19 protein-coding genes are annotated in these 20,502 nt (G+C 42.1%); 4 read left to right on the forward strand and 15 right to left on the reverse strand.

What is annotated here, in order from left to right; translation table 11 throughout:
- Positions 1-4: 4 nt before the first annotated feature.
- From DBR43_RS31780 to proB, 5 genes are all read right to left on the reverse strand, one after another.
- A complete protein-coding gene (locus DBR43_RS31780; RefSeq protein WP_124587387.1) occupies positions 5-1,018 on the reverse strand; it encodes a LacI family DNA-binding transcriptional regulator in 1,014 nt (337 codons plus the stop codon).
- A 31-nt stretch (positions 1,019-1,049) separates the two neighbouring features.
- Positions 1,050-1,487, reverse strand: coding sequence for a response regulator (locus tag DBR43_RS31785; RefSeq protein WP_124587388.1), 438 nt, complete (start codon positions 1,485-1,487; stop codon positions 1,050-1,052).
- Positions 1,488-1,558: 71 nt separating this feature from the next.
- Positions 1,559-2,665 carry a sensor histidine kinase gene (locus tag DBR43_RS31790; protein WP_233603300.1) on the reverse strand — a complete coding sequence of 369 codons (1,107 nt, stop codon included), beginning with the start codon at positions 2,663-2,665 and terminating at the stop codon, positions 1,559-1,561.
- A gap of 151 nt (positions 2,666-2,816) precedes the next feature.
- Positions 2,817-4,067, reverse strand: a complete 1,251-nt coding sequence (locus tag DBR43_RS31795) for a glutamate-5-semialdehyde dehydrogenase (RefSeq protein ID WP_124587389.1) — start codon at positions 4,065-4,067, stop codon at positions 2,817-2,819.
- A 7-nt stretch (positions 4,068-4,074) separates the two neighbouring features.
- Positions 4,075-5,109, reverse strand: a complete 1,035-nt coding sequence (proB, locus tag DBR43_RS31800) for a glutamate 5-kinase (protein WP_124587390.1) — start codon at positions 5,107-5,109, stop codon at positions 4,075-4,077.
- Positions 5,110-5,517: 408 nt separating this feature from the next.
- Between proB and DBR43_RS31805 the strand changes: the two genes are divergently transcribed.
- Positions 5,518-6,105, forward strand: a complete 588-nt coding sequence (locus DBR43_RS31805; RefSeq protein WP_124587391.1) for a GNAT family N-acetyltransferase — start codon at positions 5,518-5,520, stop codon at positions 6,103-6,105.
- Between the two features lie 29 nt (positions 6,106-6,134).
- On the opposite strand, the gene DBR43_RS31810 is transcribed toward DBR43_RS31805, so the two are convergent.
- A complete protein-coding gene (locus DBR43_RS31810) occupies positions 6,135-6,545 on the reverse strand; it encodes an OsmC family protein (RefSeq protein WP_124587392.1) in 411 nt (136 codons plus the stop codon).
- A gap of 192 nt (positions 6,546-6,737) precedes the next feature.
- Between DBR43_RS31810 and DBR43_RS31815 the strand changes: the two genes are divergently transcribed.
- Positions 6,738-7,265 carry a GNAT family N-acetyltransferase gene (locus DBR43_RS31815; RefSeq protein WP_199757185.1) on the forward strand — a complete coding sequence of 176 codons (528 nt, stop codon included), beginning with the start codon at positions 6,738-6,740 and terminating at the stop codon, positions 7,263-7,265.
- A 47-nt stretch (positions 7,266-7,312) separates the two neighbouring features.
- On the opposite strand, the gene DBR43_RS31820 is transcribed toward DBR43_RS31815, so the two are convergent.
- From DBR43_RS31820 to DBR43_RS31845, 6 genes are all read right to left on the reverse strand, one after another.
- Positions 7,313-7,777 carry a ubiquinol-cytochrome c reductase iron-sulfur subunit gene (locus DBR43_RS31820; RefSeq protein WP_124587393.1) on the reverse strand — a complete coding sequence of 155 codons (465 nt, stop codon included), beginning with the start codon at positions 7,775-7,777 and terminating at the stop codon, positions 7,313-7,315.
- A gap of 16 nt (positions 7,778-7,793) precedes the next feature.
- Positions 7,794-8,732, reverse strand: a complete 939-nt coding sequence (locus tag DBR43_RS31825) for a DUF5777 family beta-barrel protein (RefSeq protein WP_124587394.1) — start codon at positions 8,730-8,732, stop codon at positions 7,794-7,796.
- An 8-nt stretch (positions 8,733-8,740) separates the two neighbouring features.
- Positions 8,741-9,301: a YceI family protein gene (locus DBR43_RS31830; protein WP_124587395.1), complete on the reverse strand. Its 561-nt coding sequence runs from the start codon at positions 9,299-9,301 to the stop codon at positions 8,741-8,743.
- Entirely contained in the window at positions 9,285-10,601 is a 1,317-nt protein-coding gene (locus tag DBR43_RS31835) for a hypothetical protein (RefSeq protein WP_124587396.1), read from the reverse strand. The genes DBR43_RS31830 and DBR43_RS31835 overlap by 17 nt, the downstream gene beginning before the upstream one ends.
- A gap of 47 nt (positions 10,602-10,648) precedes the next feature.
- The gene (locus tag DBR43_RS31840; protein WP_124587397.1) at positions 10,649-11,179 is read right to left on the reverse strand and encodes an RNA polymerase sigma factor; all 531 of its coding nucleotides are present in this window, start codon (positions 11,177-11,179) and stop codon (positions 10,649-10,651) included.
- A gap of 120 nt (positions 11,180-11,299) precedes the next feature.
- On the reverse strand, positions 11,300-13,744 hold the full coding sequence (locus DBR43_RS31845; protein ID WP_233603301.1) for an AsmA-like C-terminal region-containing protein: 2,445 nt from the start codon (positions 13,742-13,744) through the stop codon (positions 11,300-11,302).
- Between the two features lie 150 nt (positions 13,745-13,894).
- On the opposite strand from DBR43_RS31845, the gene DBR43_RS31850 reads away from it, so the two are divergent.
- Together DBR43_RS31850 and DBR43_RS31855 are read left to right on the forward strand one after the other, a co-directional pair.
- Positions 13,895-14,761, forward strand: coding sequence for an ABC transporter ATP-binding protein (locus tag DBR43_RS31850; protein ID WP_124587398.1), 867 nt, complete (start codon positions 13,895-13,897; stop codon positions 14,759-14,761).
- A gap of 5 nt (positions 14,762-14,766) precedes the next feature.
- Positions 14,767-16,341, forward strand: coding sequence for a hypothetical protein (locus DBR43_RS31855; protein WP_124587399.1), 1,575 nt, complete (start codon positions 14,767-14,769; stop codon positions 16,339-16,341).
- 60 nt (positions 16,342-16,401) lie between these two features.
- On the opposite strand, the gene DBR43_RS31860 is transcribed toward DBR43_RS31855, so the two are convergent.
- The 3 genes from DBR43_RS31860 to DBR43_RS31870 all read right to left on the reverse strand — a co-directional run bounded on the left by DBR43_RS31860 (position 16,402) and on the right by DBR43_RS31870 (position 20,138).
- Positions 16,402-16,965, reverse strand: a complete 564-nt coding sequence (locus DBR43_RS31860) for a hypothetical protein (protein ID WP_124587400.1) — start codon at positions 16,963-16,965, stop codon at positions 16,402-16,404.
- A 140-nt stretch (positions 16,966-17,105) separates the two neighbouring features.
- Positions 17,106-18,152 carry an NAD(P)-dependent alcohol dehydrogenase gene (locus DBR43_RS31865; protein WP_124587401.1) on the reverse strand — a complete coding sequence of 349 codons (1,047 nt, stop codon included), beginning with the start codon at positions 18,150-18,152 and terminating at the stop codon, positions 17,106-17,108.
- Between the two features lie 480 nt (positions 18,153-18,632).
- Positions 18,633-20,138: a malate:quinone oxidoreductase gene (locus tag DBR43_RS31870; protein ID WP_124587402.1), complete on the reverse strand. Its 1,506-nt coding sequence runs from the start codon at positions 20,136-20,138 to the stop codon at positions 18,633-18,635.
- Between the last annotated feature and the right edge of the window lie 364 nt (positions 20,139-20,502).

Genomic DNA, 20,502 nt, shown 5'->3' on the forward strand with positions numbered 1-20,502 from the left:
TAAATCATCTTTCTATTAGTTTAGTAGGTAAAATCACCTTACTTCTTTCAGACTGGGGTAATGATCGATCCGCGGAAAGTTCCTGAAGAATGATATCAATGATCTTTTCAGCGATCTGTTCTATGGGTTGATCAACCACACTGATTGGAGGGGTATGAATCCGGAATACATCCTGATCATCATAGGCTACAATCATAAAGCCATCATTAATCGGTTTCTGAATGCTCTTCAGGAAGAATAAGCCGCGCACCGCAAGGTAATTCGTAGAGAAAAACACCGAGTCAATCTGAGGATTTTCTTCAAACAAAACCTTTAACAGGTTGTTCGTATCTTCCTCTGTGGCATCGAAAGGAATTTTCACCAGTGTTTTCTCATTGGCGGTAATTCCATGATCCCTTAAGGCCTTCTGATAACCCAGAAAACGATTGTTGATCTGGTCAACTTCTACGTCTACCGTTACAAAAGCAATGTTCTTTCTTCCCTTATTGATGAGGAATTCTGTAGCAGAATACCCTCCTTCAAGGTTATCGACCACAACATAGTTAACATCCAGATCAGGCAGGTTCCTGTCAAAAATAACGACTGGAATGCGTTCGGCCAGCAATTGTCTGATGTCTTCTTCAATCCCCGGAACGGGTGCGATGATATAAGCATCTACTTTCCGCGACTTAAACATCTCGATCAGCTCTCTCGCTTTAACCGGGTCGTTTTCCGTACTGGAATAGCTGATCTTATATCCTTTTTTATACGCTTTATCTTCAATAAGTCTGGCAATGGCAGAAAAAAACGGGTTGGAGATGTCTTCAACGATCAGACCAATGGTCTTTGTATTTCCGGTCCTCAGGCTCCTGGCCACCTGGTTTGGCTTGAAGCCAAGCTCCTGAATGATCTCTTCCACCCGCTTGATGACCTCCTTACTGATGCGCATCTTTTCTGCTTTACCGTTTAAGATAAAGGAAACGGTAGTGATGGATACTTCTGCTCTTTTTGCAATATCCTTAATAGATGGAGGTTTCATTTTAAAATTAATTTACCGCCAATCTATAGATTTAATTGTTAATCTCCTCAAAATATTTACCTGCAATTTTAACAAATGCATCCTCATTGAGTGGTTTATGCATATAATTCACGATTTCCTGATTTGCAGAGGCCATTAATTCATCGTCAGGATTCAAAGAAGTGGTCAGCATGACCACAATTGTTCTCGACTTATGTGCGGCATCAATTTTACGGTATTCTTCCATAAAATCCCAGCCACTCATTCCCGGCATATTGATGTCCAGAAAAATAATGCCAGGTCTTTCGGTATCTTCATCGTTCTCATATTTCCCCGAAAAAGTCAGATAATCCAATGCCTCCCTTGCCGAAGTAATCGACTTTACACTCACCTCAATATTGGTATTCTGAACTATTTTACGATGGATAAAATTGGTTGGGATGTCATCATCTACCAGCAACACACAGTTAAGGTTCTTAAATTTTTTCATCAGAATATATCTGTTTTTTTTCGTGTTTTTTATTGATTCTTAAAGGTGCTCAAGAACTCCTAAACCTGGTTTCATCGGTATACATTGGTTTTCAAGCTAAAACAAAAAGTACTACCCTGCCCTAAGACAGATTTTACAAAGATCTCCCCGCCATGAAGCTCCACTATTTTTTTACAATGAGAAAGCCCGATTCCATGGCCTTCATAATCTTCATGACTATGCAGGCGCTGAAAGATCGAAAATATTTTCTCTTTATACTGAGCTTCGATACCAATCCCATTATCGCTGAAATCGAAATTCCAGTATTGATCATCCTCAGTCGCCGTAATCTGGACTTCCGGAAGTGCCTCTTTTTTCCTGAACTTCAGAGAATTGCTGATCAGGTGATGAAAAAGTTGTTTTAATTCTGCCGCATATCCATAAACTACGGGCAGGCTATCGTATTGAATCGTCATTCCAGTGGCTGCAATCTGCTCGGAAAGTTCCTGTTTCACTGATTCCACTAAAAAATTGCAATTCACCGGTTCCTTTGGTGCCGGAGTTCCCAGTCTTGCATAATCCAGTAAACCTTTAATTAAATATTTCATTTTCTCTGTAGATTCAGAGATGTATTTCAGATATAAGGCCCCGTTTTCATCAAACTGATCCCCATATTCCTTTTTCAGTAAACCTATAAAATTGTTTACAGTTAACAGGGGTTCCTGCAGATCGTGGGAAGCAATATAGACGAATTGTTCCAGTTCTTTATTTCTGAATTCCAGTAAGCGGGCGTATTCTTTTAATGCCTTTTCTGCGTTTAGCTTGTCGGTCAGGTCTCTGGTAAACTTACAGAAACCGATCACTTCATTCTGATCATCGTAAATGGTGGTAATGGTTACATGCGCCCAGAAAGTCTTGCCGTCTTTTTTAACCCGCCATCCCCGGTGCTGGGCCTTCCCTTTCAGCAGGGCTTTTTCCAGCAACAATTCCGGAACCCTGTTCTTAAGGGCTTCTTCTGTATAAAATATTCTGAAATTACGCCCGATAATTTCGTCAGAAGAATAACCTTTAATCTTTTCGGCACCCTTGTTCAAGCTGGCCACATTTCCAAGCTTGTCAAGAAGCAGAATTGCATAATCCTCTATTCCACCGAGCATTTTTAAGAGCAGGGGTTGAGGATTGCTTAAACTATTTTGCATTTATCAGGGATGGTTTTTCCTGATGATATTCAAAATTCAAGCCACAGCCAAATAAATAGGTAATAATACCTATATTCAGGTATTGCCCTATAATTATGAGGAAAATATTGTCCTTCTTTTTTCCCCAAGTGGGGAAATAAAGAACTACCGGCTAATTCCTGATTTGCCCATCTCCCCTCACGATCCATTTCTCTGTCACGAGTTTCTCCAGGGCAAAAGGACCTCTGGCATGAAGCTTTTGTGTGGAAATTCCAATCTCCGCCCCCAGTCCAAACACTTGTCCGTCAGTAAATCTGGTCGACGCATTCAGATAAACGACAGCAGCATCCACCTCTTCCAGAAAACGTTCCGCCTGTGTGGGATCTTCGGTAACGATCGCCTCTGAATGTTTCGATGAAAACTCCGAAATATGTGCCAGTGCTGCCCCTGTATCTTTGACAACCTTAACCGAACATTTATAGTCCAGAAACTCCCTTCCGAAATCTTCCGGAGCAGCCAGTACGAGCTGAGGATAATTGTTTTTTTCCAGGATGCCGAAAGCAGTTTCATCGGCAAAGATCTCTACGTTTCCTTTCGCCAGTAAGGGCGACAATAGACGCAGAAAATCATCCGCTACTTCCTCTGCCACCAAAACCGTATCCAGGGCGTTGCAAACCGATGGACGGGAAACCTTTGCATTGAATACGATCTCTGCCCCTGCCTCCAGTTTCGCTGTTTTCTCGATATAGGTATGACATACCCCCGCACCGGTTTCTATCACCGGGACAAGCGCATTTTTACGCACAAAATCGATCAGCTCATTTGAACCCCGGGGAATGATCACATCAATGTATTTCTCCGCTTTCAGAATATCGAGGATGTATTTTCGCTCTGCTGGCAGCTGCTGTACCACATTTTTATCCAGTCCCGATCCGACCAGTACTTCCTGTATGATAGACACCAGAAAAAGATTGGTATGGTAAGCATCCTGTCCGCCTCTCAGCAGGCAAACATTTCCTGAGCGGATGCATAAGGAAGCCACGTCAATAGTCACATTGGGCCTGGACTCATAGATCACGCCCACAACGCCCAAAGCGACTGTTTTCTTTTGTATAAAAAGGCCGTTGGCCATGGTCTGCTCAGAGATAATTTTATTGGTTGGGTCTGGCAAAGCCGCCACATCTTTAAGGCTTTCTGCCAGCGCAAAAATCCGCGCTTCGTTTAAGAGCAGGCGGTCCTTTTTAGGGTCCGTATCCGGCATCTTTTCCAGATCTTTTAAATTTTCTGCGATGATCTCCGCCGATTGGGCAAGGATGACATCAGCAAGATGAACCAGAATTGCTTGCCGGCCGCTATCACTTAACAAAGCAATGGAATACCTGGCTTTTTTCGCATTGATCAATTGATTTTCTATAGTTTCCATTTGCTGTTTATAAAATCACGATGTCACTGGCATTGGCAATTTCCAGGTTATGTTGTTTTGAATCTTTCAAAATGGCGGCCGAAGATGCTTTTGCCCTGGCTACCGCAACGATGTTCTGTTCCGCATCAATGACCTCAAAAATCTCCCCGTTCCCGAACTGTTCCACCACAGCTACTACACCTACAGCCAAAAGGCTTTTACGCTTTCTGATCGCATCGCAAGCCCCTTCATCTACCATCAGCCTGCCTGTTACCAGGCTTCCGCTGGCCAACCATTTATTTCTGGCAGAAATGGATGCGTTTTTAGGCGTGCAGGAAGTTCCGGTTTGCTCTTTAACCGCATCAAGAATCCCGTTGACGGTCCGGATCCCAAAGATCACGACCTTAATGCCCATTGTCGAAGCGAGATGTGCAAAGGTCAGCTTGGAAACCATCCCCCCCAGTCCAAGGTCCGAAGTTTTCTTATTGGCAAGTGAAAAGACATCACTATTAATGGAATCAATCTTGTCAATAACTTTTCCCTCTTTATCCAATACGCCGGGAACAGAAGTACCCAGTAAAATCATCGAAGCACCAAAACCTACCCCTAACAAAGTTGCAAGCTCATCGTTGTCGGAAAATTTAATCTCCAGATCGCTGACCACATCGTTCTCATTGGCAATAGGGATCACCCCATTTTTCCACAATTCCTCGTAAGTATCTTTCAATTGAAGGAATTGAGTCCTGTTCGAAAAATGCCGTCGCTCGCAAAGACTCTGCGCCATCTGAATGCCGTAGGGGTAAAAATATTTTGAATAGGTGTTTAACAGAATGGGGTTTCCAATTGCCGCAGCGGCTTTTCTTTCGGAGATTTTACCTTTGTAATTTTTGATGTATTGCTTTCCGGCGGCAACAGCACCCGAAGAAACCAGAATTAACCGGTAATCTTTGGCCAGCTTTGCAACCTGTGCAGCAACATCGGCAATTACCCCCTCATCAAGCTCCCCTTTTGGAGTTGTAATAGAGGCTGTACCTAGTTTCAAAACAAGTATCGGCTTATTCATTTGTTTGTGGTTGAGATTTTTATGGTTGAAAACCCGAAAATAGAAAATTTACCCCGGTTTTTTAGGAATTGATTTAGTTTTGACAGGATCATTTGACCCAAATTTACTGTAGTAAGAGAAAAAAGAGAATATAAAGGGTGAAAAAGAAGCATTACTACTCAAAGGCTGGAATGTTTGCCCTGAAGAGGGCAAATCTTCCTATGCCTTTTCCTAGAAAGCATCTTTTTCCTGGAAGGCCCCTCCTGGTTTCAACCATATGAGAACCGTAAAAGATCATCATTGACGTCATCACTATCGATCATTTGACGTAATTGTCCTGACAGAACAAAAAAATAAGATGATAATGCAGAAAAATCACCGCTCATTTTTACTTTTAACCGGTAATAAAACCTAAATTGACAATTGAATATGTCGAAAAAAGAAAACACTCCGGAAATCATTTTTCAAGCTGCAAAAACAGCTCATGAATTTGAGCAGATCCTCAGTTTGCAAAGAAATAACCATATTACAGCACTGACTGAAACACATCAGGAAAACCAGGGCTTCTTATTTGCACAGCATACACTGGAATTACTACAGAAAATGGCTGTTATGGAACCTCAGGTGATCGCCCTGCATGAAGACAGGGTAATCGGCTACAATTTAGCCATGCCTCTCGCATTCAGAAATAAGATCCCCTCTTTGATTCCCATGTTCGATGAGTTTGATAAAGTCAGTTATCAGGGCAGGCCGCTAAATACCTACAGATATATTGTAGGGGGACAAGTATGTGTCTCGATCGAATATCGAGGGTTGGGCTTGCTTGACAAGCTATATACGGAAACGAGAGGTCTGGTTCAGGACCGCTATGAACTCTGCGTAACCGAAATAGCATCCAGAAATTCAGTCTCTATGAAGTCACACCTGAAAGCGGGATTTGTGTTGGCGGCAACCTATCATGATGGTTCGCAACAATGGAATATTGTTATTCAAGACTTCAGGCAAAACACTACCTGAAGCTTTGAATAAAAATCAATTACTCTTGATTAAACTAACGTAGCATCCAAAGTAATTTCCATATTGTAGGCTTTACTTACCGGACAATTTGCTTTTGCACCTGCAGTAATCTCCTGAAACTGCTCTTCCGTAATTCCCGGAATACTCGCTTTCAATACCAGGTGGGAGCTCGTGATTACGCCGTTATCCAAAGAGATCGTAGCCTTGGTTTCTAAAGTTCCGGGCGTAAACCCTGCTTCCGTCAGGTCCAGGCTTAATTTCATGGTAAAACAACCGGCATGTGCAGCGGCCATTAATTCTTCCGGATTTGTACCTATCCCATCCGCAAAACGGCTGTTAAAAGAGTATTGCGTCTGATCTAAGACTTTACTATCCGTACTCAGGTGACCTGCACCTTCTTTAATTGTGCCATTCCAAACGGCTGTTGCATTACGTTTCATGTTGTTCTTTTTTAGGTGGTATTTTTTAGGGTGGTCTTTCTACTCAAATTTATCATTTTACAGGAATTTCCAGGCACAAAGGCCTGGAATATCTTCGGGGAAATAAAAACTGTACCCGTAAAAACAATCAGATTTGTATCTGTCCTGTTCCAGATAAATTTACGAATTTGCCATTAATTCAATTTAAGCAACATGTTAAAAAATATGCAGGTAGTTCCTTCTACTTTAGACGATATAGAAAAGATTTTCGAATTGTATGACGATGCCATCGCCTACCAAAAGACTGTATTCAACAAGCATTGGCAAGGTTTCGAGCGCAGCCTGATTGAAAGAGAATTAAATGAGCAAAGGCAGTGGAAAATCCTCATAGACGGAGAAGTGGCCTGTATTTTTGCGATAGATTTTAACGATCCGCTGATCTGGAAAGAAAAAGACGCAGATCCTTCCATATACCTTCACCGCATTGTGACCAATCCCAAATTCAGAGGGGCGAACTTCGTCAATGAGATCGTTTCCTGGGCGCATGTTTTCGCTGCAGGGAAAGAAAAAGAATACATCCGCATGGATACCTGGGGAGACAATCCAAGACTGATCGCTTATTATCAGAAATGTGGTTTCAGCTACCTCGGAAATATCATCCCTGAAGCCTCAAACATTCTCCCTAAGCATTATGAAAACATCGAACTGGCACTCTTTGAAATTCCGGTCGACAAAAAATAGAAAATAAGGGAAGAGACAGCCGCCTCTTCCCAATCCCCCCCACAAACCTAAGCGATAGTTGCTGTCAGCGTTCCATTGTTCACAGCAGTACTGTATATTTTTAAAGTCCGGGTACTGCCTGTCGTATTTTGTGGTCCCTGAAGTACGGCTCCATTTGTTCCGTATTCTGAAAAATGCAACTGGCACTGGATCTTATTTAAAGCTTGTTTCCAGACCAATGCACCTTGCTGATGCGGGCAAACCGCCTCAGTAGCTACAAATGAACTGCTTACATCCCCTGCTGCAATTCTAAAAAACAATACGCCATTTGCGGTCGCCTGATCCCCAACTGCCAGCAGTTGAGAACCCAGGTTAACAGAAGCAGTACTTCCGCCACCACCACCTCCGGGAGGGTTGGGATTAGGGTCCGGCGTCCCCGTATTGCCTTTTCCACCACATGCCTGAAAGCAGGATCCAGTGCATACCAGTGCCAGTCCAAATCCTAATGATTTGATAAATTCGTCACGTTCCATAATTTTTAGTTTTAGTTTAATAGATATCTGACCGCTTTTCGGGGTCTTTATTTTTGGATTTAAACAGTGTAAAATTCCTGGAGATCGTAAAGCCGAATCTGACCCCACCCTTGGTCCATGATTTTTTAGTGTTGGTAATAAAATTATTCTCCAGTATATATTCGGAATTCATAAAATTGAGAGAAAATACATGCCCCCCGGTTTCAATTTCCAGCCCCACACCTAAAGGATTGTAGTAAGCCTGACTCAGATCTGTGGGTCTCGACAACCCGTTAACCAGGGTATAATCGGCCACAAACGAGAACCTTTTGCTGAGTTTCATTCTTCCGGCAAAACCTACCGAAACCAGAGTTTCCGGATCGCGGGTATCAGAGACATTCTTTCTTACCGTCAGCCCCGGCATCACCTGCAAAGAAAACCTGGAAGAGATTTTCCGGGAGATGATCGATTGAAAAAACCAGGAAAAACGATTGGTATATTTAGAAAATTCGCTGTTGCTAAAAGGTTCGCGGGCAATCCAGCCCATCTGTGCAAACAGGGTCAGGTTTATGGGCATGGTCTCATTCACGTTCTGCTGCAGGAGCTTATATTTTCCAGAAAAGTTATACATTTCATCTTGCTTGCTTCTTCCAACACCTACCGTAAAGCGGTCGGAAACTCCGTAATCCAGACCAATAAAAAGGTCGGAAGCTACATCAAGGCCATATAAGGTATGGGCACTTCCAAACTTCCCGCCGATATCTCCGAAATGATGGCGAATCCTCAGGTCCAGGTCATGTTTTTTTTCTGTTTCAGAGGAGTGAGACAGCACCACATGGGTAGATTTAAAGGTCGTAGCTACGGTTTCTTTCTTGTCTGTGGGATTCAAAGTCTTTAACAATGAATCCGTATTTTGGGCATGGGCTGCGCCAGCCATGAGTAAAATGGCGACTGGTAATAGTCCGAACTTATTCATGATTTCTCTTATTTTAACTGGTTAAATTTCCCTGTTACTTTGATATTGATCTGCTCTGCAATTTTCGTAAACACCAGCTTTGGAATCTTAATCCCGTGATCTACACAAGCGACCTTAAACTCCGTGCTGACCTCCGCCTGTCCGTTGCTGATGCTGATCTTTCCGGGAACCGTTCTCTTTTTATCCACCCCATGAACGGTCAATATTCCCGTTACAGTGACGTTATACACCCCATCTTTAGTCCAATCGACCTGTTGATCCAGAATGCCTTTAAATTTTGCATAAGGATACCGGTCACTTTCCATGTAATTCTCATTAAAATGTTCCTGCATCAGCTTCCTGTCGAACTCGAAACTCTTTATCGCCACCTGGAAAGCAATCTCCCTTCTTTCCCTGACGATTACCCCTGTACATTGATCCGTTGCCGCCCGGATATCTTCCAGAGGGGTAGAAGAATATAGCGACAGCTTGATATTCTTGCTGGTGTAGGTCTGTGCCATCACGTTCAGCTGAGTGACTAAAAAGATTCCCGAAAGGAAGAGTCTTTTGATGTTATTTGTCCAGGTCATAACGTATTTTTAAAGAAATTCCACTTGATTTCAGGTTCACTCTGCCTTCACCAACTCCCGTTAAGGGGATTTTAACGAAAGGCTCAACCCCTATTTTAAACTTCTCGGTTTTAAGCTTTATAAAGTAAGTCGCAGAAAGATCAACAACGCTCAGCAGGTGCTGATTGGCATTGGTTTTCTCGATCAGACGGTTCGAAATCCCTGATGCAGGGGTATATTTAAAGGTATAATCCTCCTTTAACATCAGATAACTCGACAATCCAAGGTTCAGGTCTATACTTCGCTTTCTGTCTTCCATCACTGTATAAGAAGCGATCACAGGAATTTCCAGCACGGCACAGGAAGCATCGATCCCGGAAATCATTCCCTGAATTTTAGGGTTTCCGATTCGGTAAGCATAGCTGTCGGTCGCGTAATCTTTGGCACTATATTTCAATCCGGTTTGAAGTCTGAAATTCTTTGCAACCCCCACACTAAAGGTCAATCCCGCACTAAAGCCACCTTTCCCCCCAATCAATGCAGCCGCAGAATTGAACTCAGGTCCGGCACTCAGGGCCAGGCTCATGGGCACCCGCTTTTTGAAATTCAGTTTCTTTTTAGCCGCACTGCCTTTTTGTGCCGCCGGAGTATCTTCTACGGCCTGATTTTCTACTACTTCATTTCCTGCTACCTGATTTCCTGCTACCAAAGCTCCAGGCTTTCCCGAATTCGGAATCAGAGAAAGGGATCCCCCGCCAGGCTCCCCTATTGCCTTTGCAAGGTTAAAATCCCCGCTTTGCAAATCATCAAGATTACGATTTGCAAGCTTGTTCCCGGCCATTAACACTTCATGCCCGTCAAGTTGTTCTTTCGGAGATTCTACTCCTTTTTTAACAGGCACCGGGTGATGAATCAGACCTCCTTCATTTTTGACTGCGTGATCCTTACCATTTCCGGCAATTGCAACCTGTTCTTCTGTTCCGGCGGCATTCTTTTGATCTTTAACCATCAAATCTCTTTTCCTACCTGCAACTGTATCGGCCTTCGACAAATCAGCAGCAGCCCCCTCAACAGACTTCCCTGTTGCTGCCAGCTCAGGATTCATTTTCTTTTCTGTCTTTTTATCAAATGAATAATAACCGATCAACCCGATTAAAAGTAACAACGACAACACCACAGTCCCCTTCCTGAAGAGCACAATCCGTTCCCTCCTTTTGAGCTTGCCCTCCATTTTGTCCCATGCTGCTTCCTCAAACTGAGGATCAGCATCAAACACCCTTTTCCTAAAGGCGGCATCAAACTCGTTATCGTCTAATTCCATAATGGTGTTTTAAAACGTTTATATGATATTTTATTCTCAAAATCTAATCAGGTTGTTTTCAGCATCTTTTTCAATTGTTCCCTTGCCTTAAAGAGGTTCGACTTCGACGTTCCTACAGAAATGGAGAGCATAGAAGAAATCTCTTCATGAGAGTAACCATCTATGGCAAACAGGTTAAAAACAGTCCTGTAAGCAGCGGAAAGCTTTTGAACCAGTATGATCAGTTCTTCATAATGTATGTGACTAAGGATGCTTTCCTGATCCTCCAGTTCATGTTTTGCATTTAACTCTTCCATTTCCATTCGCCTTATTTGCTTTCTGTAATGATCTATTGAGGTATTGATCATGATCGTACTCAGCCATGGCTTAAAGGGCTTTGTCATATCGTATCTGTGGATATTGATAAAGACCCTCAAAAAACCATCATTAACGAGTTCGATAGCTTCCTCCTTATCTTTCGCGTAACGAATGCACATTCTCATGGCATAGCTGTAATACCCCTGATAAAGTCCTTTCTGACTTTTCCGGTCTTTTCGCTTACAGCCATCTATTAGTTCCTGAATGATTGATTCGTCCACGTAAAAAATTTAAATCATCTATACCCACAAGTACGGAGGCAACCTGATTTAGGTTGCCTCCGTATTGAAATTTAATTAAATATTTTTTTGGAATCCAGAGGATGCGGCAGAAATGCCTGTTTATTTCCCTTTATTGCGGTTTCTGTTGAGCTTGATTTTAATCTTCCCGTCTTCGCCGTCCGTGGCCAGTAAATGAAGCACAATTCCGTTCATCCTGCGGGCCTGAATTTCTTTTTTGTCGGTCAGGTCATCATCCTTTTTAGGATTTCTAAGCGGCACATCAAGTGCGATGTTTGTTCCGGTAGACATGGAATAGACCCCGGCGACATCCATATTCAGAATACTGGAATTGATCTGCATCGGGTTAATCGTAATCCTTGGTCCGCGGATGTCAAAATTACCGTTCAGGTTGTCAAAAGTAATATTGTCAAGGTCCCGGAAAGGAAACGCAAATTTCCCTACGTTTTTGATCGGATCAAAACTCAGTAAAGCTCCTTTTTTCACATCAAATACCACCTTTCCATTCAGGGAGTTCGTTACTAATTTCCCCTGGTCGGTAATGGTACCACCGATTTTTGTTTTAGAATAGAGAAATCCTTTCAGGTTCTTTGAAGTCAGGCTGGTCATCCCGAAGTTATCAAAAGAATAAAAGAAATTCCTGATGTCTACATTGCTCAGCGTTGTATTGATGGAAAAATGATTTAAGTTGCCTTTCTGAGAGATATTTCCATCTACTTTCAGCGAGCCTCCCCCATGTTTAACACTGATATTTTTCAATCCTATGCCCGCCTCAGAGAGAAAGAGGTCTGCCGTAGCATCAGTCGCCACAAATTTATTATAATATACTTTTGCCACCCTCAAATGCATGTCAACCATACTTTTTTCAAAGAGGTTGCTCATGTCTTCAGAAAAACTGCTGTGTTTGGCCTGTCGTTTTATTTTCTTTGCCGGTTTTCTGCTCCCCAGAAAGCCGAGAAATTCGCCCAGGTGCAATTCCGGGCTTCGAATCTGCCAGTTCAGCAAGATCTTTTCCGGTGCGGTATAATAAAGGTTCAAAAAGTTACGAACCGTTCCATCCATCGTGATCACACTTTTACCACTTTGCAAACGGATATTTTTGATAAAAAGATCGGTACTCGTAAAGTTCAGTGAGATCGCTGTATTCGTAAAATTCAACTTCCTTGGCACATAGCTCACATCGGCATTGCTAATATCAACTACCCCTGTAACGATAGGTTTCGATAATTTAAAATCAACGATATCCGCTTTGTAAGCCAGTTTCACATTTGCCGTTCCTTTGGTAAAATGCAAAGTTTCTTCTCCAATTGCCTTGTTCAACTTCGAGATATCAAATTTCGATTTGAATACCCCAGTAGCGATGGGTTTATCCAGGTTATGAATAAACATGGTATCAATTGAAAAAGGCATTTCTGAATAACTCCCTTTAAACTGGTAAAGTTTGATCGCCGAATTTTCATCGGTAAACCCCTTCCCATTCAGGTAATTATTGGTAAAAACCCCTCTGAAATTACAGCTGTCAATGACCGCACCAGGGGTGGTCAATACATTGTTTTTTACCAATGCGGTTACATTGATGGCGGGATCACCACCAGGCCCCATATTTCCGGCTAGCGTACAGGTCACATCTATCGGCACTTTCAGGTCGAACATATTTAACTTCGAACTGATATTGGGTGCCAGTAAGACCGCAGCATCCCTCCAGAGGATTCCCGGAGCCTTTATGTTGATAGAAAAATCAGTGTTCTCTTTGGAGGTGTCAAATTTAGCGCTGATCAGGAAGGGATCTTTTCCGATGTTCAATTGATTTTGCGCCACTTCAATGACTCCGGAATCCTCATTATAATTGATCCTGAACGGTCCCTCCAGCATTTTATCCTTAATAAAACTACCTCGTCTGGTATTGAAAGCCAGGCTTCTGGCCATGGTCTTTAACTTCAGCCTTGCTTCCCATCCTGAAAAAGAATAGTCCATTTCCCCGTTCAGGCTCTCTACATCAAACTGAAAAAGTTTATGCCCCTTTTTATTGTCGACCACAAAACTGACTTGTTTTAAGCTGAACTTTCTGAGCCTCGCATCTGAACCCCCTTCTTCTGTTTCCGTTTTTTTCTTTTTGTCTTTCTTTCTGAAGATCGCCGTATTGCTATAGCCGTTGCTATCCGTAAACAGATAGATCTTCGCATTGCTGATGCCGATCTTTTTGATCTCAATAGTTCCGGTCAGCAGGGCCATGGTATTTACCGCTACGTCGAAATCTTTTGCTTCGAGCAAGGTATGCTGGTGCGTTTTCCAAAGGCTGTCCTTCATTACTACATTTTTGAGACTAATGGAAACCCCGGGGAAACCTTTAAAGAAAGTGGGCTCCATATTTCCGATCGTCAATGTGCCGTTGAGGTTCTTATTCAGCTGTTTCGTAATCGTTTCCAGCAGCGTTTTCTTATTGGCATTGACGTACAACCCAATCGCGATAAAGACAATTAAGACCAGACCTACAAGGCCTCCGAATATTTTGAGCGTAATTTTAGACCAGCGAGGCATTTTTTCCATGTAGATAGCTAACGTTTTAGGGCAGTAAATTGTTTTTAAGCAGGATAAACGCAGAGTTATACCAATAATACAAAAAATATGCCTTAATTAACCGGCATCCTGTAACCTTATTGCCTTTCCTTGTGTCCTAGCTCTATAACTACGAAATCAATGATCTTAGAGATTAAAAACCTAACCAAAAAATACAACAAACAAAAAACAGGATTATCCAATTTTTCCATGGCCATGGAAAAGGGCGTACTGGGATTGTTAGGACCAAACGGTGCAGGGAAATCAACCCTGATGAAAATCATTGCAACGATCAGCAAACCAACCCAGGGAACTATATTTCTGAATGGAGAAGACATCGTTAAAAATCCCGATGCCATCCGAAAGATACTGGGCTATCTGCCTCAGGACTTCGGTGTTTATCCCAACCTGAATGCCTATGAATTTCTGGAATATATTGCCGCGATGAAAGGTGTTGGAGGCCCTGGTTTGCGGAAACGGATCGACATGCTGCTCGACGGGGTAAACCTGACCGCAGATGCAAAACGACCTATAGGCAGTTACTCCGGAGGAATGAAACAGCGGATCGGAATTGCTCAGACCCTGCTCAATGATCCCAAAATATTGATTTTTGATGAGCCTACGGTGGGTCTTGACCCGGAAGAAAGGGTTCGCTTTCGTCAATTGATCTCGGAGATGGCCAGTGATGCCATTATCATTCTATCCTCACACATTGTTTCTGATATTGAAACACTGGCCGATGAAGTCGCCATTATGAAAAACGGGACATTGATTGGTAAAGCCATTCCTTCAGAGATCATCAAAAGAATTGACAACAGGGTCTTTGAAACTGCCATTGCAAATGCCGACCTCGCTGCATTTAAGGCAAAACACCTCGTGATCAATACCAGCAGACAAGCAGATAAAACACAATTGCGTTACATTTCCAGTTTCCAGGAACCGGAACCAGGGGCCAGGAATGTGAATGCCGGTTTAGAAGATGCCTATTTATTTTTAACTCAAAATTAAAGGTCTTGAAGTATCTATATCCCATCATTAAAGCAGACTACCTGCAACGCAGCCGCAGTTATGCCTTTCTCATTACCATTGCGGTGACCATTTATGCCGCCTGGTCTTTCGTTCCCCCTCCTGAGGCAAACTACACGACCCTGACGATGTTCGGTTATAAAGGCGTTTACAACTCCGCCTGGGTAGGTCATGTAAGCGCCCTGATGAGTACGCTCGTCCTTTCCCTGTGTGGTTTTTTCCTCGTGATTGGCGGAATAAAAAAAGACATTGACACGGAGGTTGGACTCATCATTGCCACCACGCCCATTTCGAATTTTGGCTACCTCCTCAGCAAGCTTTTCAGTAACTTTTTGATTCTGCTGACGATTTCAGGCCTGGCCTTTCTGGTCGGAATACTGATGTTTTTTGTCAGAAGTTCTGGTTATCCTTTTCATATCGGCGACTTTATCCTCCCCTACTTATTCATGGTCCTTCCGGCAATGTTTCTGGTCTCCGGGATGGCGATACTGGCAGAGGTATTTCTGGGTCGTAAAAGTATCCTGCAATACCTCATCTTCTTCGTTCTTTTCGGTGCGTTGATGAGCAATGTCAATAGCAGCAGCAAAAACCCTATCCTGCCGGTTACCGATGCCCTTGGAATAAGGACAGTATTCAACAGTGTGAAAGAAAAGGTGAACACCGAATTTAAAGAAAACATTGACAAGGTATCTCTTGGTTATGTCATTCACAAAAACAGAACGTTTAAGACTTTTGTCTGGGAAGGGGTCTCCTGGGACGGATTATTCCTGCTCAGCAGGGCCTTATGGATTAGCCTGATGATTGGCCTTGTCTATTTATCGTCTTTCTTCTTCCACCGTTTTGATTTTAAACAGGCGGTCAAAAAGGAAAAGAAAAAAACTCAGGAAGACTTTTTGGCGAAAACAGCAGCACCCTATTCCGGATTTAATAAATCTCTGCTCCCGGACATCAGCCCCGCCTACGGCATTATTCCATTCATCAGAACAGAATTACTGCTCATGGTAAGGAAAGATTCAAAATGGCTTTGGGCGCTGAACATTAGTATCTGGGTGGCGACGTTATTTGTTCCTTTATCCTTCGCTTATTCCTTCCTGTTGCCGATTCTCCTGTTTCTGCAAGTCAGCAGGATCTCAGAGTTGGCTACAAAGGAGAAAACAAACCGGGTTCATTATTTTACTTATGCTTCGTATAAGCCTTTACAAAGAATGCTTCCTGCACAAATCATTGCTGCTTTCCTCCTGTTTGTGGCCCTAGCTTTGCCAGTCATTGCCCGTTTGCTAATGGCCTCAAATCTGATGGCTGTGCTCCAGGTTATGAATGGGTCAATGTTAATTGTATTGCTCAGCGTTTGCCTTGGAATCCTTACGGGAAGTAAAAAATTGTTTGAAATCCTCTTTTTCGCATTGACTTATATTATTTTTCAGGGAATCCCTCAGGCACACTACCTTGGCGCAATCGCTTTTGAAAACTATGGAGGCATGATGGTGATTATTCTTATGATCAACATCTTATTATTGATTGGCAGCTTTGCGGTGAGAAATTACCAGACAAGAAATCTATAGAAGCACCTATATTGTAAAGCGAAGGCGGATGAATCTTCATCCGCCTTCGCTATTTATAAACTACACAACTATTATCTGCGTATAAAAAACATCATACAATCTCTTTATTAAATGGGCCGTCGCTTCATCTGTAATAGATTCCATCACCGTCCCTTCTTTCTTTTTCCAGAAATGATCATTGTACATAAAATCCTTTAAACCGACCATTACAGGATCATCAAAAAACGGCAAAAGCAATCTATCCTTAGTTTGAATTGAAAAATCCTGAATCAAATTTAAACAGCCTAAAACCTCTAAAGCTGAGAATTTATCATTCAATAACTCTAAATTAAAGTCGGACAACAGCTTCAGTTCAATGGTATTATAGCACTGATCTAATTCCTCCTCTACTACCCATTTCTCGAAATTTTCAACATCCAGAAAAGGATGTTCGATATTGCTCAGCTTTTGCCTAATCTCATTCAGCTGCTTAAAGCAAAGCAGTTTATTTCCCTTTATCAGGAGCTTATCTTCTTCCTCATCCAGCATATCAGTCCCCCAAACGGTATATACATTCACCTCGTTAAACTGAAGTCCTATGAGGTATTTTCTATACTTTTCAGAGACGCTAAAGTCTTCTATCATTTTTACCAGTCTATTTCCACAATAATTTCATCAGGCAATATAGCTATAGACAGGGCTCCTGCAAAACCAAAAATGGCTATTAATTTCTGTTCTCCCGGGAAAACAAAAATCAATAGCCATCAGCGTTTAATCGCTTCTTCTTAATCTATAGAAGCCATATCAATCACGAAGCGATAATGAACATCTCCTTTTAAAGTTCTTTCATAAGCTTCATTGATCTGGTCCATACGAATCATTTCTACATCAGAAGTGATGTTATGTTCTGCACAATAGTCCAGCATTTCCTGAGTTTCTTTGATCCCTCCCACCAATGATCCGACAAGACTTCTACGTCCCATAATCAAATGAAATGCCTGTACATCTGATGGCGTTGGCGGAACGCCAAGCAGTACCATCACACCATTGGTACCCAACAGTGCCAGATATTCATTATAATCATGTTCGGCAGAAACGGTATCTATGATGAAGTCGAAGGTATTTGCCAATTCCTTCATTTTTTCTTTATCTGTAGTCAGCGCAAAATGATGTGCACCTAACTCCTCTGCATCCTTTGCTTTTCCCGGAGATCGGCTCAGCATGGTCACCTCAGCCCCCATAGAAGAAGCTATTTTCACTGCCATGTGTCCTAAACCACCCAGTCCTACAACCGCCAGTTTATCTCCCTTTTTCACGCCCCAATATTTTAACGGAGAATAAGTTGTAATTCCTGCACACAACAATGGCGCAACCTTTTCTAAAGGAAGCTTATCTGAAATATTCAATACAAAACCTTGGGTCACTACAATATGCGTAGAATAGCCGCCATAGGTAATTGTCTTTTTATCCTGCTCAAATGAGTTATAGGTTTGAGAATGTCCGTTTTCACAATATTGTTCCTGATGATCTTTACAGTTATTGCAATGACCGCAGGAATCTACGAAGCAGCCTACCCCTACCGTGTCACCTACTTTAAAACGGCTCACGTTGGCACCTACCCGGCTAACTTTTCCAACCACTTCATGGCCGGGAACGACAGGATACATCGTACCTCCCCATTCATTCCTCGCAGTATGAATATCCGAATGGCATACACCACAGTATAAAATTTTGATCTCCACATCGTCGGCACCTGGCTCACGACGGGTTAACTGATAAGGTTCAAGTGCTTTATCTGCCTTCTGAGCGGCATATGCTTTTACTAGGGTCATATTATGTTTTGATTAGTTAGGATAATATAATACCTAAAATAGGAAAAATGTTTGCGGTATTTTTATTCATTATCAAGCTCCCCGGCCTTTTTATAAATTTCGGTTATCCAATCATCCATTTCTATTTTTTTTTCTGGCGTCCTGATTATAAGTTAAAAATCAGGACACGGATTTCCTGACAATTTTTATCGTTAAAAAAGCCCTGAACATTCCAGGCCAATTAACAAGGTCATAGCAGGATCAATAAAGCTAAAAACAGCAATCAAAAGTTTCCCATAAATGTCTACAGCAGATTCCAGTAAAGAACAACCTAAAGTCTCACATTAAAAAAAAATCAAATAGTTAGATGATTTATCGTGTTAAATGTAAATAACACACTTAACAAATAGCGGTTAAATTCATTTCAAAAAAGCAACCATAAAAAAAGGCCTTTGGCTTTTACAACCAAAGGCCTTTTCCATATATTAGATCTAATTTTTCTTAACCTGCAGCCTGCAAGTTTAAAGTCTCTGTTGTATTTGACCTGATTTCTTTCGTCATTTCTACATTATTGCTGAGCAATTGTCCATAAGAAGGGATCATTTGTTTCAGCTTCGCCTGCCATTCCGGGCTTTTCACCTTGTCGCCGAAGCAACGTTCCATTAAAGTAATCATGATGGACACTGCGGTAGACGCACCTGGAGAAGCGCCCAGCAATGCAGCGATAGATCCATCAGCAGCCGTAACCACTTCTGTTCCAAACTCCAGAATTCCACCATGCTCTTCATCTTTCTTGATCACCTGAACACGCTGACCAGCAGTTTCCAGTTCCCAATCTTCCATTTTAGCTGTTGGCAAATATTCTCTTAAAGCCTCCATCCTGTCTTCCGGAGATTGACGCACCTGATTGATCAGGTATTTAGTTAAGGGCAGGTTATCCAGTCCGGCGGAAATCATCGGACGGATATTGTTTACTTTAATAGAGAGCGGAAGGTCCATCAAAGAACCATGTTTTAAGAATCTGGTTGAGAAACCGGCATAAGGACCAAAAAGCAAAGCTCTTTTTCCATCGATCATTCTGGTATCCAAATGTGGAACAGACATCGGCGGCGCACCTACAGAAGCTTTACCATATACCTTTGCATCATGCTCAGCGATGACATCCGGATTGATACATTTCAACCATTGTCCGCTTACCGGGAAACCACCAAAACCTTTTCCTTCAGGAATGTCAGACTTCTCCAATAAAGGAAGAGATCCGCCACCTGCCCCGATAAATACAAATTTCGCTTTTACGACTCTTTTATCTCCCGTTGCTTCGTCCTTTACCTTTACTTCCCAAAGTCCGTTTTTCTGTTTTAGTTTTTTAACCTCATGGTGGAAATGCATGTTTACATTTTCCTTTTTCTGAAGGTGGTTAAACATCATTCTCGTTAAAGCACCAAAATTTACATCTGTTCCCAGCATCATTCTTGTTGCGGCTACCTTTTCGGCAGGATCACGCTGATCCATCACCAATGGCATCCATTCCTTTAACTGTTTAGGATCTTCAGAATAGCTCATCCCCTGAAAAAGAAGGCTTTCCTGAAGCTTCGCATAACGTTCCTTCAAAAACTCCACATTCTTTTCTCCCCAGACAAAACTGATATGGGGAATGCTCTTAATAAATGTTTCCGGTGATCCAACAAGGTTATTTTCAACCAGGAAGGACCAAAACTGTTTGGATACTTCAAAAGATTCTGCAATAGCTACTGCCTTTGCGGTTTCTACTGAACCATCGGCCAATTGTGGGGTATAATTTAATTCACAAAAAGCAGAATGCCCTGTTCCTGCATTATTCCAGGCATCAGAACTCTCTGCAGCAGCAACGTCCAGTCTTTCAAAAATTTCTATGGTGATATCCGGCTGCAATTCTTTGAGTAACATCCCTAGTGTTGCGCTCATTATCCCTGCTCCAATCAATACAACATCCGCAGTTTTTTCCGAATTACTATTCTTACGAGTCATTTATTTGAATTTTTGTGCAAAAATACAATACATAATCAAATAATACTTCAAAAAATCAGATGTTTTCCTAATTATTTCTATCCTTTTTTGAACAGCTCCAAAAAGAAGAGATCAATTTAAGGTAAAATTTCATTGCATCTAATTTTATTGCGTATATTGACACCCTTCTTTCCTGCTATCTCGTAATATTCACAAAAAGAAGAGAATAGCCTCCTCCTCTACCTCTTGTTCATCCCTCTGTCATTTTTATTTAATCCCAGACTGAGGTCGCTTGTGCGCTCGTCCACAGCTCATTTTGAGCATCAGCAGACGGACTGGCACATGACATCGTGATGATCCTGATTTACTACGAATGAAGCAGCTG

Origin of the sequence: Pedobacter sp. KBW06 (assembly GCF_003852525.1) — a bacterium.
Classification (GTDB): Bacteria; Bacteroidota; Bacteroidia; order Sphingobacteriales; family Sphingobacteriaceae; genus Pedobacter.